Raw genomic sequence first — 14,175 nt, 5'->3', positions numbered from 1 at the left:
TTAAAGAGACTGAGATTATAAAAGCTGGCGTAATGAAAACCCCGACCAAGGTTTTGATGTCTATAAACTCATAAAATCCTAGGATAATGGATATAAATAAAAGAGCGTTTAAAATATAGAATCCTGTTTTGTTGATTTTCATTTTAGGATGTTTTTAAAAGATTTAATTAATTTTATTTCTATTAATCATGTTCTCGACTCCGCTCGAACTTGAAACATGGCTTATCTTGTTCAACGTCAAATCCTATTGCAAATGCTCAGAATAAATTGAGGTCGAGAAGCAACTTACTTTCAAAAATTAAAGAACCTTTTATCGTTAATATTCACTTTAAGGCCTTTTGAAGAGGTTCAAATTTATACTTCACCTTTTTCAAGTCTTCATCTTTTAGAGAGTTAAGATCAAGTGTTCGTTTTTCATCCTTAAAATAAAGTTCAATTTCAAAAAGCCTGATGTTGATAGAGTCAATGTCAGCAAAATCAATTGTTTCAAGTTGTTTGGTGTCTGGCAGAAAAAACCTCAACTGATGCTCATCCCATTCGATGTAGTATTTTTCATTCCTGAGGTTATAAGCGCCTAAACCTATAAAAAATAAGCCTTGAAATCCCTGCAAAAATCCGGTCCAATCCACTGAAGAGGATTCACTACCGGAATCACCTATAAATAGTTTTACTATGGCAAAAATTCCAACCAATAGGAACAAAATTCCGAAGCCTATCATCAATTTAGAAAGTATCGTTTGGGATTTAAAAGCTTTTACTCGCGTCATAATTTGGATAAAGTTTTAATTCTTTTTAAAAATAGTAAAAAGACGCATTTAAGAAATCCATCATTTTTTCTTTTTAAAGATAATTCTGGCACAAACGATCATGCTAAAACCAATTCCTATAAGTGCTCCTGAAATAAATTCAGATTTAAAGAAATCAAAAGAATTAATGATAATGCCAGTGACTAAAAGCAGGGTTCCTAAAATTCTGTTATGTGTTGGGTTCAAAGATTTATTGACTTTTTATTTCAGAGTCTAATTATTAAATGCTTTATATCTCAATTCTCCCTGATCAGTTCCAAAGTAAATCTCATCTGCGTGTCTTCATTATTGATAAAATCTTCGAAAGATTGAGATACCTTATAATCGGGGATAATCCCTCTACCGTGGATCTGATTCGACTTCACGGGGACGTCCTGTTTTAAATTCACTATTGAAAAAGAAGTGGTGAGTTTAGACTTAGGTAAGGCATAAGTTAAGGTTGTATGACCGTTGTGACCATAATAGCCGCCTGAAGTTTCTTCTCCAATTGTTATGGTGTTTTCATTACCTGCCAGCATAGCCGCAAACAAACTACCCGCTGAAGCAACTACAGGACTAATCAATAAATAGGTGTTTCCTGTAAAAGCATTTTCCTGAGGCTGCCACACATGGTGATCTTCACTGGTGTCATCTTGATAGTAAGCGCCATCTTTTTCTAAGGGGAAAATCTCCTGAAATTGTTTGTTATATCCACCTACAACAAAGGGTCTGATGAATCTCGGAATCCAAATGTCATAGTATCTAATGAGCGGTATTTTTCTAAAGCGAATCCAGGCTTCTGTGTTTTCCTGAAAATTCCGCTGAGTCAAATATGAATAGGCTAGAAGGTCATTGGGGTCATCGCCACCATTATTTAAGCGCACGTCCACAATCAAATTTTGAAGCTTATCATTTTTGATTTTACTGAAAATACTATCCAGAAAAGCGGCATACCTTTTATGCTTATCGGTAGTTTCATTTCCTATTGAAAATGAACGTAGCGTTAAAACTCCTGTTGAATCATTTACTTGTTTAAATCCGTATTTCTGATCTTCTTTTAAGTCCATATAATCAACTTGGTCATAAGGAAAAGAATGTCTTGCTCTAAATTTATTGTAATAGTCTGAATAGCTAATACTTTCAAGCATTTTGTTTTCCAGAGTGTTTGAACCGATTGCTTTGAAGGTTACGTCAAACTCTTCCTTTTGACCGTAATGCCATCTGTAATATCTTGAAAAATGAGTTCGTAATCCAATTCTTTTAGCAGTTAAATTAAAGCCATCTGTGGTGTAGTATTTATGAAGGTTCTTGACGATTTCTGCCATAGGCTCACCGTTGATTTCGATGACTTCTGCGCCCAAAGGAAGTTCGCCACCTTCAAAATTAATTCGCCAATGGCCCTCAATCCATTTGATAGGATAGGGAAAATAACCAAAGTTTTCTGCTCTTAAACTTTCCCAATACTTATCTGGCAAGCCCGTATCATTGTGCAGACTGCCTTCAAAGTCTGTGAGTTGGGAAATGATGTTGTAGAAATCCAGATAAGTAGAGGAATTTTCAATTTCGTCTTCTGCCCATTGGTAAATGCTGTCGATTTGGGCTTCCGTGCGGTATTTATAAAGTCCGGAATTGGCCTGTAACCGAATCTCCTTAAATACCTCCAGGTCCTTTTTCATCTTTTCGGGTGAGAAGGGATCATCGACATGTTGTGCAAAACTTAATGAACTTGTAAGTAGGAGAAGCGGGAGGATAAGGGTTTTCAAAAAAATTGATTTCATGTGTTTGCTTTTCAAGATAAAGTTATTTAAAACCGGATACTTCCATTAGCCTTTTTTACATATTCATCATAGGTTATTATTTCTTTATCATCTATATCAACTTCATCAAGCTTTACCTCTTTAAGATTGATTTCTCTTACATAATACACACTGCCCAATTCGTGTAATTCTATAATTAAACCCGGTAGACCAAAGTAATTTTTTGGACCAAAATTCAAGTTTATATCTGTTGAAAACCAAGCTGTAACTTTTGTTTTCACACCTATTTCATTTTGTCTTATCGTTTCTGCTTTTATACAATTATACCCGCGAATCATCTTTTGTTCATTTATAATTTCCCATTCGTCATAGGATGGTTTTTCGTGGTATATAATTAGATTTTCACCCATGAAATCACCTTTATGATAAATGGACTTGTCAACTATATTAACAAAATAGATTCCTTTTGCTAATTCCTTAGTTACTTTATTACTACCATCATTATTCATCATAGTAAGCCTTTCAAAAACAGATTTACTGCCTTGAAACTTTAGACTGTAGAAATTTTTGTCTGGTGATAAAGCGTTTTGTTTTTCTTTGAATTGAGTAATAATTATACTTTTAAGGTCCGAATTATCAATTGAAGTAGTATCTATATAAAATTTTTCTACACTTTGACCATACAAAATTTCTCCACTATTGTTTTGTGAAAGAACAACAGAGTTAATAAATAAAAGAATAAAGAGAAGGGTTGAGGTTTTTTTGGACATATATAAACTTACAATAATTATAGTTTATAAGAAACTCATGAACATTTATTTGAATTAGTAATAGAAAACATCAAAGCAAAGCATGTAAATAATTGGCTGAATCTTTAAGTCCATTTTTACGAAAGCGATCCAGGATTTCAAATTCATCAAGGTCTGGATTTGTTCTGTTGACGACAAGATCTCTAAAAGCCTTTACAGCAATGTCATTGTTTAAATCAATCGTATCAGTAATAAAATCATCTGCTGTTTTTGCTATCAACCCAAAGGTGGATAAGTAATCTCTGGGAAAATCCTTAATATTATTTGTAACAATAATGTTTGCATTGGTTTTGATGGCAGCTGCTAATACATGCCTGTCTTTTTCATCTGGAAGTTGAAGAGATTCTACTAGGGGTTCATAATTTTCTACCAAAGCATCTGGAAAAGCAAGATATGCTTTAGAGGTTCTTTTTTGAATTTCACTTTCAGGAATATTTTTCCTTCTCATAACATTTTCCCATTCTTCAAAAATATGTTGACTCCATTTTGGTGTGAAAAGATCATAAAATGCAAACCAAAAAAGCAAGTCTCTTACGTCAATGGGATAAATGACGTTGGTATCTAGAACACAGGTAAAACGTAGGCTATGAATCATATAAACCAGATTCTTCATCAGCTTTCATCATTTCTATCAATAGTCTTTTTTGCTCTATTTTCATTTTCTTTTTGTAATCGAGCACATTTTGATATTTGATTCTTCGATGTTTGCCAATTTTGGTAAACTTTATTTCTCCTTTTTCAAGTAATTTTACCAGATGTGGCCTAGAACACCCTAAAACTTCTGCAGCTGCTTGGGTTGTAATTTCTGTGGCAACTGGTACAATAGAAATTGGTTGTCCTTTACTTGTTTCTTTCAAAATTTCAAGAAGTAATTTAAGTGCGCTTACAGGAATTTTAATTTTGTCTTTAGTCTCCTCAATTTCAATTTCTGCATAATCAGAATGGATTTCTTTCAATGTGGAAGCTAAAGCGTCGTAAGATTCCATTGCTGCTTTCTGCTCTTCTTTTGAAGGTTTCTTTAATTCGTCAATACTTTTCATAATCACTTATTTATTACAAATAAACGAAATATTCGAAAACTTAATTCGTTTATTACGGATATTTTATAAGTTTTAATTAGATATCATGAAGTCATGCGCTTGAAAGAGTTTATTTTTGAAAGATAATTAGAATTTAAATCGTCTCAAATCTTAATCCCACCCATGACCCTCAAACACAACCTATATCAGCAATGCCTTCAACTGGTGGATACGCGTTACCAAAGCATTCAGCGGCAGATTGAAGATCTTCAACACAGCTTGCTTTCGGAAACCAAAAGCAGCGCTGGCGATAAGCATGAAACGGGGAGGGCGATGGTGCAGCTGGAGCGTGAAAAAGCGGGCCGACAATTGGCTGAAATCAATAAGTTAAGAACAACTCTGTCTCAAGTGAATATCGATAACACGCCTTCGCATGTGAGTTTAGGAAGTATAGTCTTTACCTCTAAAGCCAATTATTTTATAGCGGTAAGTTTGGGCGCGATAGAAGTGGATAATCAAACCTTTTACGCTATTTCACCCGGCACACCTATTGGACAATTGCTGATGGGAAAAATTATAAAAGATGAGGTCACGTTTAATGGAAATTCTTTTGTGATTGAGGAAATTGTTTAGGTAGCGCTTCGCTTGTTGAAAAAAGAGCGCTTCGCTTTTAGATCAAAGACACTTCCTCAAAAAGAAAAAACTTAATTAATAATAAAATGAATCATTCTTCCTCATGATGCGTGATTTGCTGTTTGATCAATAGCTTGACATAATGGCGGTTGCGGCGTTCTTTCTTTTCTCCAGCGCGTTTGTGCTTGCGCTTGTCTTTAACGATTTTGTCCAAATTGTCTAAATCTTCGATTTCCTTAACATCGTTGACTGAAGTTCGCTTGGCCATAATAATTTTTTATCTTCTATCGAAAATAGGAGATTACTGGATTACCAATTAAAAACTGATCGTTTATTAAGTAAAAATTAAAACCTATATAAGTTTAAGCTGCTCATCTCAACTTCAATTTCCCTCTACATAACCATCTCTATCGCTTTGGAGGTTTAGACCAGTACAAAGCCTTAAGAAATGTATCGCGAAGCTTTTAAATTAACTAGAGCAAACTCAAAATAAACCATTTTATAAAATGTGATTCTCTCTATTGATTTACAATAAGTTCAATGGGGCTAATACACCTATTCTTACTTCGTTACGGTTATAACTTCCAACATCATAATTTTGTGTAGCGTAGGCAGTAAAGTCGTAATACCGACCAATATAGGCCGCAAACAAGCGCAGGTCCATCTTTTTGAAGGGTTTGTAGTACAGGGTGGGTATAGCTCCATAACTGGTCCTGATGTGATCTCGCGTGGTATTAAAATTGTCGTAGGCCGTACTGGTCATAAGCGTTAACAAACCTTGGAATTTGTCGCTAAATTGATATTCTGCTCTCATCCAGTTTTCTACATACAGAACGTTTTCTGCAATTTCATTTTCGGCAAGTAGGCTATTGACAATGCCTTTGGTATCAATTTCTTCAAAACTGTACTGGAAATCGTACATCAGCTTGAAGTTATTATTCTGGTATTTATGACCTAGAGTAAAAAAATAGGTTCCTTGATTTTTGACTTCATTGCTGCGACTTGCGCTGTAGTGTGTTTCAAATTTTCCATCAAAAAAGCTCCCACGCCAATTGACAACTAAATTGACTGGCCAAATGGGTTCTTCAATGTCTTCTGCAACTACATCTCCATACAAGTCTTCGTAAAGCAAAGTCCGTGAGTTTAATACCTGAAACCGAAATTGATGATTGTCAAAAGCTTGATATGATAATCCAGCTCCCGTTACAAATGCCAGGGCATTGCTATAGATATCATTATATTCTAAAATATATAATGGGCTAAATTCATACTCGTAGCCTCCGTAAAATCCAAACATTTTACCAATATAAAAATCCAGCTTTTCGTTGGCATTCAATTTTACGTAAGCCAGCTGAATATCGTTACTGAGACGATCTAAAGATTGAACTTCTGAACCGCTGTTGAATCGATTTCTGAAGTTGAAATCTACTTTTTCATGCAATTTACCTGAAATCCTTAGGGCTGTAAATCCGTTTTCGAACTGGACTCCATCATAATCCTGGCCGCCACCCCGGAAGGTATAGCCCTGAAATTCGGTTCTCAGATCGAAACCAATGTTGATGCTTTCGAAAATCTTGGAATCATTTACTGAAATAAGAGGGGAGTTGAGGCTATCCTTTTCTTGTGATAGACCAAATAAAGGAACTAACAAAAGGACTATTTTTAGATATATTGTTTTCAAATAAATTTCTGATTTAAATTTAAAATTTCAATGTACTAAAAAAATCAGCAATTCCCTGTTAGTGCTAATATTATCGTTTTTTACAGATTGTGATTGGTAAAGTATGATCAGATCAATTCCTTCTGGTAAAGGTTATACACTGAAATAGGTAATTCCTTAGTTCCTACTTTTTGAAAGCCTTGCTTTTCATAGTAGGAGCAAAGCTTGGGATTTTTGGAATCCGCGTCCAGACGCAGGTATTTACAGTCTTCTGTTTGGACGTGTTGGGCGATCTGCTGAAGGATTTTTTTTCCAAGATCCTGACCGTTGAATTCTTCTTTAACAACCAACGAATGCACATATTTTGCCTTTTCATCTTGTTCACCCCAATACATTAGGTCTTCCATTAAAATCCTCACCATGCCTATCACTTGCTGGTCGGCATTTTCTATAAAAAAATATTCCTGATTGGCCATACCGTCTTTTACCCAGTTAAGTTTTTCTAAGGGAGGATTTTTCCAATATTGCCAGTGGTCGATATTCATTTTATGGATTTTCCTTGCTGCCGCTTGAAACATGGAAATGACGTCTTCAAAATCTTTGGACTGAATGGGCTGGAAAATCAATTTCATAAGAACTTAGATTTAATTACAATTCATCGTATGGAAATTAACCTCTAGTTGAGTAGTTCCTTTTTTATCAACACGCACCCATTTATAACTGGTTAATACATAAGCGTTCCCTCCGTCAATTTGTACCCATTCGTCAATGCCTTTAGCGGCTCTTTTTAGTTCGTTTCTAGGCGTCGTGCCTACTGGCGCCTCATAGCTTCTTTCTTTCACCAAATAGGTACACTCATTCGTTTGTATCTTTTCATCAGCTTGAATTTGAGTCATGAATTGAGACTCCGTGAAGCCAGGAAGTGATTTATTAACCTTCATTGGTGACATTGAACTTTGACAAGACATTACTGTCAAAATCAAGCCTTGCATTAGACTAAAATTAAATAGGTATTTAATAACGTGGATTTAAAAGATTAAAAATAAGAATTATTTTCAAAACCAAGAGTTGAGCATATAGACCTCACAGGTTTCGAAAACCTGTGAGGTCTTGAAAATATTATTTATAGCCCACGGTTTAAACCTTGGGCTATAATGTGATTCTCGAGTTCAAAATGGTTTTAACCATTTCATTAATACTTTAAATCTATAAATTTGAAAATTGAACTTTTAATTAGACGATAAACTTTCATGAGTATCAAGGAAAAAAAGCCCTGGCCAACCCAAGCGGCTATGGAGCAGATTTACAAAAGGAAATTATGGGGTGGTTTGTCTTCAGAATTTTATTCGGGTGACGGCTCTCACCATCCTGAAATCCTCAATCCTTACATCGAGGTGGTCACTTCCTTTTTAAGCTCTTTTGAAGCTGCGCTCATCGTTTGTGATTTAGGCTGTGGGGATTTTAATGTTGGGAAACACTTAGTAAAGCATACCCAGAAATACATCGCTGTGGATATTGTAGAAGATTTAATTGATCGGAATAAAAAGCTATTTAAAGTAGACCCTCTGGAATTTCTTCATCTGGATATCGCCAAAGAGAGATTACCAAAAGCCGATTGTGCTGTAGTTCGTCAGGTCCTTCAACACCTTTCCAATGCTGAAGTACAATGCGTAACTCAAAAACTATCTAACTTCAAATACGTCATCCTCACCGAACATATTCCTGAAGGCGACTTCGTGCCCAATGAAGATATCATTTCAGGACAAGGCACCCGACTCAAAAAACAAAGCGGACTGGATCTTTTGGCTTCCCCGTTTCATCTTCAGGTAAAAGACTCTAAAACCTTATTATCCTTAACTGACAAAGAAAACAAAGGACTTATTGTGACCAAGCTTTATCGGATGTTTTAGAAAAAATTTCAAACTAAAATTATGGTTTCTATCAAGGTTTGGTTTTCCAAATCTTATCAGAATAGGATAAGTATTCAGGAAGTGCTGCCGAACCGTACCAAGGGAATATTTCGTAATCCAAAAGATCATTCCTAATGGCGAGATCTGTTTGCAATACTTCCTTTGCCTCTTCTAAGGATTCCATGCCATCTAAGATAAAAATACCTCTGTAATTTTGTTCGTTTTTTCCAAGAGGTCCCACTAATATTAACTTTTTTTCGTCAACCAATCGATTGATATTATCCAAATGTCTTCTATAGCTTTTGCTGATGAGGTCTTGGTCTTTGGTCGTATTGGTTCCTGTTTTTAAAATAACCAAAAAGTAACTTTTCATCCCATATTCATCTCCACCCAATTCTTCAGCAAGTGCTTTGTCATAGTTAGGATTCTCATTTATGCTGTCTTTTTCAGCAATTGATTGCCCGTAGGTCAAACTGAACATGATTAAAAACGCAAAAGTCAAATTGTATTTCATGGTGGTATTGGAATTTTTAAATACTTGCTGTTTATTTAAACTAGTATTGGCCGTATAGGATTTAAATGTAGAGTTTTAAAAATTAAGCCTTTTGATTTTCAACATCCCTGAATCTTATAGTAGCTATTATCAGTTTATAAAATTTTACTGGCTTTAAAACTAAAAAGATGAGTTTTAATTAGTACTCAATTGCAGTCCATGCAGCATCAGGATATCCTGGAAATAAAAAAGTGCCAATCATTGTGTTGCCATTTAAAGTACCTGTGAATTCATAGACACCATTTGTTGTTGAAGAATCAAGATTGTAGTCTAATGTATTACCATTTAGAGACCAAACACCGTAGGATGTGTAAGTTCCTGGAGAACTTGGCTCGTCATAAACAGTAGTGCCGTCAGGATTGAAAATTACATCAGCGTGCCATGTGTTATTAGGGTTGTTGTTATCAAGTGAAATGGTAAAATCCCAAGTTGTTCCATCTAATGAGGAAGTACTCAAACTTATTGGGTTACCATAGCTAGTACCTGAACTATTTGTTGCATAAACGCTAAAAAAGTAAGTGGTATTTGCTGTTAAATTCTCTATTAAACTTGTAAATGTATTTGATGTTTCTGTTGTGATGTTATCTGAAATTGTTGGATTCTGATTTGTACTCCAACAAACTCCTCTAGAGGTAACTTCACTTCCTCCATCTGAAGTGATATCGCCATTTATTTCAATAGAAGTATAAGTAATTTCGGCATTTTGTTCTGTAGTTGTACTAGAAATATCAGGAGCAGTTATTTCAGGTCCATCATCAGTATCACAACTAGTAAAAACGAAAACAGTAAATATTAGGAGTGAGTTCCAGAAATAATTTTTCATAAAATTAAGTTTTAAGGATTTATTTTAAAATAAAACATCCAAATTTTTACTTAAATTTAATAAATTATGTTGATATAGTACGAGATAAATTAATATTTTGTTAAGTATTGTTTCTCTCAGATAGTTTTTTAATTGCTGTCGAGTGACAAAAGGATTATTACCAAAGGAATTTGGTTTTCACACCTGGTTTAGTTAAACCTATAACCTAAAAGCAGAAAATAGCGTCTGGTACCAGAACCTAAATTTCTATTTAAATCAATTCCAGTTCCAGACTCTGTTCTGAATTCTAAAGAATACCTATTGTATTTAACACCTAGGCCGAACAATAAGCCTTGTTCGTACTTCCTTACATCTTCTAGTGCTCGTTCTTCAGTTATGACTCGTCTCTCATTAAATTGGAATACTTCTGTCAATTTATTAGTTTCATTAATTGCAAAGCCATTTGAAACGCCTGCGTTCAAGTACAAAAATGTATTTCCAATAGGGTAAGTGTATCGTACTAAATTATTTAATTTGATGTATGAGTAGCCCAATTCTGTATCGGTAATTGTGAAATTATTCTCACCTCTTACTTCTGTAAAGGTGTCTTTAAAATTATAACTTGAATAAAACAACTCATTGTTAATAGACCATTTGCTCAAGTTCTTAGGGAGACCGATATTTAAAAAAAGTCCTCCAGCAAAATTAACAGAACTATCATAGTTTTTTCTGGCTAGTAGCGCCTCAAATCCTCCATATGATGTGAAATTGAGGGAGCTTATAGAAATACCTGTTATAGCTCCTAGCTCAAATGACAATTTGTTCTTTGTCTTTGTAAATGATGATTCAGTTGAAGTGCACTCATAGTAATAATTGAAAAGTCGTCTTAAATCGCCCTCGTTGTAGGAGGTGTTTTTCAACTTTGAATTAATATCAGGACACTCTTTCAAATATAGTGTTAGCTGGCCTAGATATTTTTTGTTCTCAATAACAACGGCTTTTCCTGTATTTTTTTGTTCATCTATATATTTTTTGTAGACAAGTAAATCCAGTTGTCCCTCTCTTTTTATGTAGAAATTTTCCCTATCCGTTTTGTTTTTATAATAATATAACTCCTTAGCCCCTCCAACAACCACTTGTAAAAATGTGGTATCAATTTCAATATTTATTTTAGGATTTTCTTCTAAGTCATTTGTATTCAATTCGGTCACTTCAGCTTCTACAACACCACCTACATAAATTATATTGTCAACACTAAAGCCATGGATATCTAAAGGTAGAAAGGTTGATGGAGAACTATCCAGTCTAGTTTTAAACCTAATTTGATCTGGATTTTTATCCCAATCTCTGTCATCAACAAACCCTCTAAGAGTATCCTTATTTTTTTTAATAATTAAGCCTTTCACATAATTCTGCTGGGCATGCGAAGATTCAGAAAGAAAAAAAGTGAAAAGGAGTAAGGTGAGGAGTATAAGATTTTTTTATTTTAAATTTTAAAAACAGCGAAAATATAAAAATTTGTTAATTTGTAATCCAATTTTGTGATTGTTTTTTGTCAAAAAAATCATATTTAAAAGCGTGATTGATTTATTGACTGAAAATCAACATAGAGTTGAACTTTCTTGGGCATCCTTTTAGAAATAGAAAACCATTAACTATCTTTTATGCTTGCCGTTTTAATAGCCTTAAAAACTATCGGCTTTGATTTTTTCAAAAAAACCATGCCTATCTAGGTCTGGTTTCCTGTTTTAAGAATTAACTACAGGATCCTCTAAGCGAAGACACACGAGGTTATAGCTAATATATTGTGTTATTTATAGTATTTATTCAGCTAGTCATTTTTCCTCACTTCTTTCTTGTTCGCTCAAAGATTAATAATGAGCAAATAAAAAAAGTTGAATATTTGGGTCACTTAAATCAAAATATTTTTCTTATTCAGAATGTTTCACTATTGAATTTCGGTTACCTTTAAAATTCCCGAACTCAGAATGTGTGATGTAAATCCTGCTATTGCAGGTTTAGTCTTTTCTATTTCCGTTAAATATTTTTGATATTTTCAATTTTTAACAGGTCTAATATTTCCGTTTCCAATCCAGTTTTATGTTTGGTTATTTTAAAGAGCATCTTGATTTAAGCAAAGTTGATTTTTTAAAAATGCAGATATTTTATTTTAATCAGCCATTTATTCAATCTAAAAGTTGTCTTTTAATGCCGTCGCAGAATACTGAGATTGACAAAATAAATGTGTTTGCAAAACCATAATTCCAAACACAACATTTTTGGATATGATTATTTACGTGGGTTAGCACTAAATTTTGAAAGAATACACCAAACTGAAAATCCGCAGGATATTCCGAATGGTCATAAAACAAGTAAGTAAACATACACTTTGTGCCTGTTGCACAACTTGTTTTCTCTTTTAAATAGATGCATTTCATAAACATTGAAAAGATGAAAATTCTTATCTTTAGTAATGCAAGGAAAAAAGGAATATCAAGAGAAGTTGTTCACTCAGTTCTTGCTGAGTGAGCGAGTCCCGGAACACAATTTTTATCGCAGGTTAAAGTCAGTGTTGGATTTAGACTATCTGTATGCATTGACAAAACCTTACTATGGCGCCAGTGGTCAAAAAAGCATAGATCCTGTTGTGTTTTTCAAATTGTGTTTGGTGGGATATTTAGAGAACCTTATCAGTGATCGAAAACTGATTGAGCATTGTAGCATGCGCTTGGACATTTTGTTTTTCATCGGTTACGATGTAGATGATCAATTGCCCTGGCATTCTACTATCAGCAGAACTCGCCAGCTTTTCCCAGAAGAGATATTTGAAGAAGTCTTCACCAAAGTCTTACAGATGTGTATTGATAAAGGTATGGTCAGTGGTCATACCCAAGCTATAGACTCCGCTCCAATCAAAGCAAATGCTTCTATGGATAGTCTGGAGCTCAAAGTCCCTGAGCAGGATCTGCAGGGGCATCTTGCAGAAGTTCGCCACATCAGCCACCGAGATAAGGAAGTCTATAGAAAGGCTAAAGAAAACAAAGCTAGCAAAGAGCAACAAAGCATTAGTGCTAATAAGCAAGAGCTGGCAGCGCTAAAGTCCAGAAATAAAAAGTGGTCTAAGGATCAAGACTATCGCCCGGGAGCTAAGAATAAAGGAGCTCGCTATACCAGTAATAAGACCCATTATAGCCCTACTGATCCAGATGCTCGCATTAGTGTCAAACCAGGAAAAGCCAGAAAGCTGAATTACTTAAGTCAGCTCAGTGTTGATACTGGTCATCATGTCATTACCGATATAAGAGCCTATCATGCCGATAAAAAAGACAACCAACACCTTCAGGATATCGTGAGCCGATTACAACCTCGGTTGCATAAAACAGGTCTGCTTTGGAGAAACTGCATAGCAGATGCAGGCTACAGTAGCGGAGAAAACTATGCTTACCTAGAGCAGCTAGGTTTACAAAGTTTTATTCCACCTCACGGAACTTATAGAGGCGGGCCAAAAGGCTTTAAATATAATCAGGAGCAAGATCATTACATCTGTCCTCAAGCAGAAGTGATCCCCTTCAAAAAGGTGTTTAAGGATTACAGAACAGCTACTTTAAAGAAAGAATACCGAAGCTCAAGTAAGCAGTGTAAAGGATGTCCGTTACAATCTGAATGTTTAGGCAGGACAGCCAAAGAGAAGAAGTTCTCGGTGACCTACTACAAAGAAGAGTATGATAGAAACATAGAGCGGGTAGAAAGCAAACAAGGCAGGTACATGAAAGCCAAACGGCAAAGTACAGTGGAACCTGTCTTTGGGACATTAACCCAATTCATGGGCTTGAGAAAAATCAATACCATCGGACTTAAACAAGCCAATAAATGCATGCATCTCTCAGCCATGGCATATAACCTGAAAAAGTACTTGAAATTTACTCAGAAAAGAGCCAAAAGTGGAGCAAAAGCTCTACGGTCTTTGCTTTTGGAAATAAAAGCCCTGCAATACTTAATCAACTTTGATTTAAGCCCACTTAATTTAGCGTAAATCCAACTCTGATAAAAAGATAAAAGCCCTTAAAAGGGCTTAAAATGATCGATTATTCTTATTTTTAAAGGCTTGTGCAACGGTTACCATTGTTAGGCACAGTTATTGCTCACTTTCTTCTACATTTGATTCGTAAAGTGCAACAAAATCAGATTCTTTTAAGATTCTCAACTTTTGTCCATTCACTTTCAATTCTTCTGCTTTTCTATGTTTT

At 34.8% G+C, this 14,175-nt stretch carries 16 protein-coding genes; 3 read left to right on the top strand and 13 right to left on the bottom strand.

What is annotated here, in order from left to right; all coding sequences use genetic code 11:
- Positions 1–323: 323 nt before the first annotated feature.
- From LB449_RS00080 to LB449_RS00055, 6 genes are all read right to left on the bottom strand, one after another.
- Positions 324–767, bottom strand: coding sequence for a DUF1206 domain-containing protein (locus LB449_RS00080; protein WP_224453040.1), 444 nt, complete (start codon positions 765–767; stop codon positions 324–326).
- Positions 768–827: 60 nt separating this feature from the next.
- Positions 828–992, bottom strand: coding sequence for a hypothetical protein (locus LB449_RS00075; protein WP_224453039.1), 165 nt, complete (start codon positions 990–992; stop codon positions 828–830).
- Between the two features lie 50 nt (positions 993–1,042).
- Entirely contained in the window at positions 1,043–2,563 is a 1,521-nt protein-coding gene (locus LB449_RS00070) for a S41 family peptidase (RefSeq protein WP_224453038.1), read from the bottom strand.
- A gap of 26 nt (positions 2,564–2,589) precedes the next feature.
- On the bottom strand, positions 2,590–3,312 hold the full coding sequence (locus LB449_RS00065; protein ID WP_224453037.1) for a GLPGLI family protein: 723 nt from the start codon (positions 3,310–3,312) through the stop codon (positions 2,590–2,592).
- Between the two features lie 70 nt (positions 3,313–3,382).
- Entirely contained in the window at positions 3,383–3,946 is a 564-nt protein-coding gene (locus tag LB449_RS00060; RefSeq protein WP_224453036.1) for a PIN domain-containing protein, read from the bottom strand.
- Positions 3,936–4,391: a helix-turn-helix domain-containing protein gene (locus LB449_RS00055; RefSeq protein WP_224453035.1), complete on the bottom strand. Its 456-nt coding sequence runs from the start codon at positions 4,389–4,391 to the stop codon at positions 3,936–3,938. The genes LB449_RS00060 and LB449_RS00055 overlap by 11 nt, the downstream gene beginning before the upstream one ends.
- Positions 4,392–4,553: 162 nt before the next feature.
- Between LB449_RS00055 and LB449_RS00050 the strand changes: the two genes are divergently transcribed.
- Complete coding sequence (locus tag LB449_RS00050) at positions 4,554–5,003, top strand: hypothetical protein (protein ID WP_224453034.1); 450 nt, start codon at positions 4,554–4,556, stop codon at positions 5,001–5,003.
- 91 nt (positions 5,004–5,094) lie between these two features.
- Here LB449_RS00050 and LB449_RS00045 read toward each other — a convergent pair whose 3' ends face one another.
- The 4 genes from LB449_RS00045 to LB449_RS00030 all read right to left on the bottom strand — a co-directional run bounded on the left by LB449_RS00045 (position 5,095) and on the right by LB449_RS00030 (position 7,613).
- Positions 5,095–5,271, bottom strand: a complete 177-nt coding sequence (locus LB449_RS00045; protein WP_224453033.1) for a hypothetical protein — start codon at positions 5,269–5,271, stop codon at positions 5,095–5,097.
- Positions 5,272–5,529: 258 nt separating this feature from the next.
- Positions 5,530–6,684, bottom strand: a complete 1,155-nt coding sequence (locus LB449_RS00040; RefSeq protein WP_224453032.1) for a porin — start codon at positions 6,682–6,684, stop codon at positions 5,530–5,532.
- Positions 6,685–6,791: 107 nt separating this feature from the next.
- Positions 6,792–7,295, bottom strand: coding sequence for a GNAT family N-acetyltransferase (locus LB449_RS00035; RefSeq protein ID WP_224453031.1), 504 nt, complete (start codon positions 7,293–7,295; stop codon positions 6,792–6,794).
- A 12-nt stretch (positions 7,296–7,307) separates the two neighbouring features.
- Positions 7,308–7,613, bottom strand: a complete 306-nt coding sequence (locus LB449_RS00030) for a hypothetical protein (RefSeq protein ID WP_224453030.1) — start codon at positions 7,611–7,613, stop codon at positions 7,308–7,310.
- Between the two features lie 300 nt (positions 7,614–7,913).
- On the opposite strand from LB449_RS00030, the gene LB449_RS00025 reads away from it, so the two are divergent.
- Complete coding sequence (locus tag LB449_RS00025; RefSeq protein ID WP_224453029.1) at positions 7,914–8,573, top strand: class I SAM-dependent methyltransferase; 660 nt, start codon at positions 7,914–7,916, stop codon at positions 8,571–8,573.
- 31 nt (positions 8,574–8,604) lie between these two features.
- Here LB449_RS00025 and LB449_RS00020 read toward each other — a convergent pair whose 3' ends face one another.
- The 3 genes from LB449_RS00020 to LB449_RS00010 form a co-directional block, all read right to left on the bottom strand.
- On the bottom strand, positions 8,605–9,087 hold the full coding sequence (locus tag LB449_RS00020; RefSeq protein WP_224453028.1) for a YciI family protein: 483 nt from the start codon (positions 9,085–9,087) through the stop codon (positions 8,605–8,607).
- A gap of 178 nt (positions 9,088–9,265) precedes the next feature.
- A complete protein-coding gene (locus LB449_RS00015; RefSeq protein ID WP_224453027.1) occupies positions 9,266–9,949 on the bottom strand; it encodes a hypothetical protein in 684 nt (227 codons plus the stop codon).
- A gap of 188 nt (positions 9,950–10,137) precedes the next feature.
- Entirely contained in the window at positions 10,138–11,334 is a 1,197-nt protein-coding gene (locus tag LB449_RS00010; RefSeq protein ID WP_224453026.1) for a hypothetical protein, read from the bottom strand.
- 1,067 nt (positions 11,335–12,401) lie between these two features.
- Between LB449_RS00010 and LB449_RS00005 the strand changes: the two genes are divergently transcribed.
- Complete coding sequence (locus tag LB449_RS00005) at positions 12,402–13,961, top strand: IS1182 family transposase (protein ID WP_224453025.1); 1,560 nt, start codon at positions 12,402–12,404, stop codon at positions 13,959–13,961.
- Positions 13,962–14,175 lie beyond the last annotated feature (214 nt).

The sequence above is a fragment of the Psychroflexus lacisalsi genome (assembly GCF_020164495.1).
Taxonomy (GTDB): domain Bacteria; phylum Bacteroidota; class Bacteroidia; order Flavobacteriales; family Flavobacteriaceae; genus Psychroflexus; species Psychroflexus lacisalsi.
Note: the sequence above shows the minus strand (reverse complement) of the source record. Positions and strands in the feature narration are given on the sequence as shown.

Bases quoted from the DNA above. Each gene is read 5' to 3' on its own strand.
- LB449_RS00080 (WP_224453040.1), bottom strand. From the start codon at position 767: ATGACGCGAGTAAAAGCTTTTAAATCCCAAACGATACTTTCTAAATTG.
- LB449_RS00070 (WP_224453038.1), bottom strand. From the start codon at position 2,563: ATGAAATCAATTTTTTTGAAAACCCTTATCCTCCCGCTTCTCCTACTT.
- LB449_RS00065 (WP_224453037.1), bottom strand. From the start codon at position 3,312: ATGTCCAAAAAAACCTCAACCCTTCTCTTTATTCTTTTATTTATTAAC.
- LB449_RS00060 (WP_224453036.1), bottom strand. From the start codon at position 3,946: ATGATTCATAGCCTACGTTTTACCTGTGTTCTAGATACCAACGTCATT.
- LB449_RS00055 (WP_224453035.1), bottom strand. From the start codon at position 4,391: ATGAAAAGTATTGACGAATTAAAGAAACCTTCAAAAGAAGAGCAGAAA.
- LB449_RS00050 (WP_224453034.1), top strand. From the start codon at position 4,554: ATGACCCTCAAACACAACCTATATCAGCAATGCCTTCAACTGGTGGAT.
- LB449_RS00045 (WP_224453033.1), bottom strand. From the start codon at position 5,271: ATGGCCAAGCGAACTTCAGTCAACGATGTTAAGGAAATCGAAGATTTA.
- LB449_RS00035 (WP_224453031.1), bottom strand. From the start codon at position 7,295: ATGAAATTGATTTTCCAGCCCATTCAGTCCAAAGATTTTGAAGACGTC.
- LB449_RS00030 (WP_224453030.1), bottom strand. From the start codon at position 7,613: ATGTCACCAATGAAGGTTAATAAATCACTTCCTGGCTTCACGGAGTCT.
- LB449_RS00025 (WP_224453029.1), top strand. From the start codon at position 7,914: ATGAGTATCAAGGAAAAAAAGCCCTGGCCAACCCAAGCGGCTATGGAG.
- LB449_RS00020 (WP_224453028.1), bottom strand. From the start codon at position 9,087: ATGAAATACAATTTGACTTTTGCGTTTTTAATCATGTTCAGTTTGACC.
- LB449_RS00015 (WP_224453027.1), bottom strand. From the start codon at position 9,949: ATGAAAAATTATTTCTGGAACTCACTCCTAATATTTACTGTTTTCGTT.
- LB449_RS00005 (WP_224453025.1), top strand. From the start codon at position 12,402: ATGCAAGGAAAAAAGGAATATCAAGAGAAGTTGTTCACTCAGTTCTTG.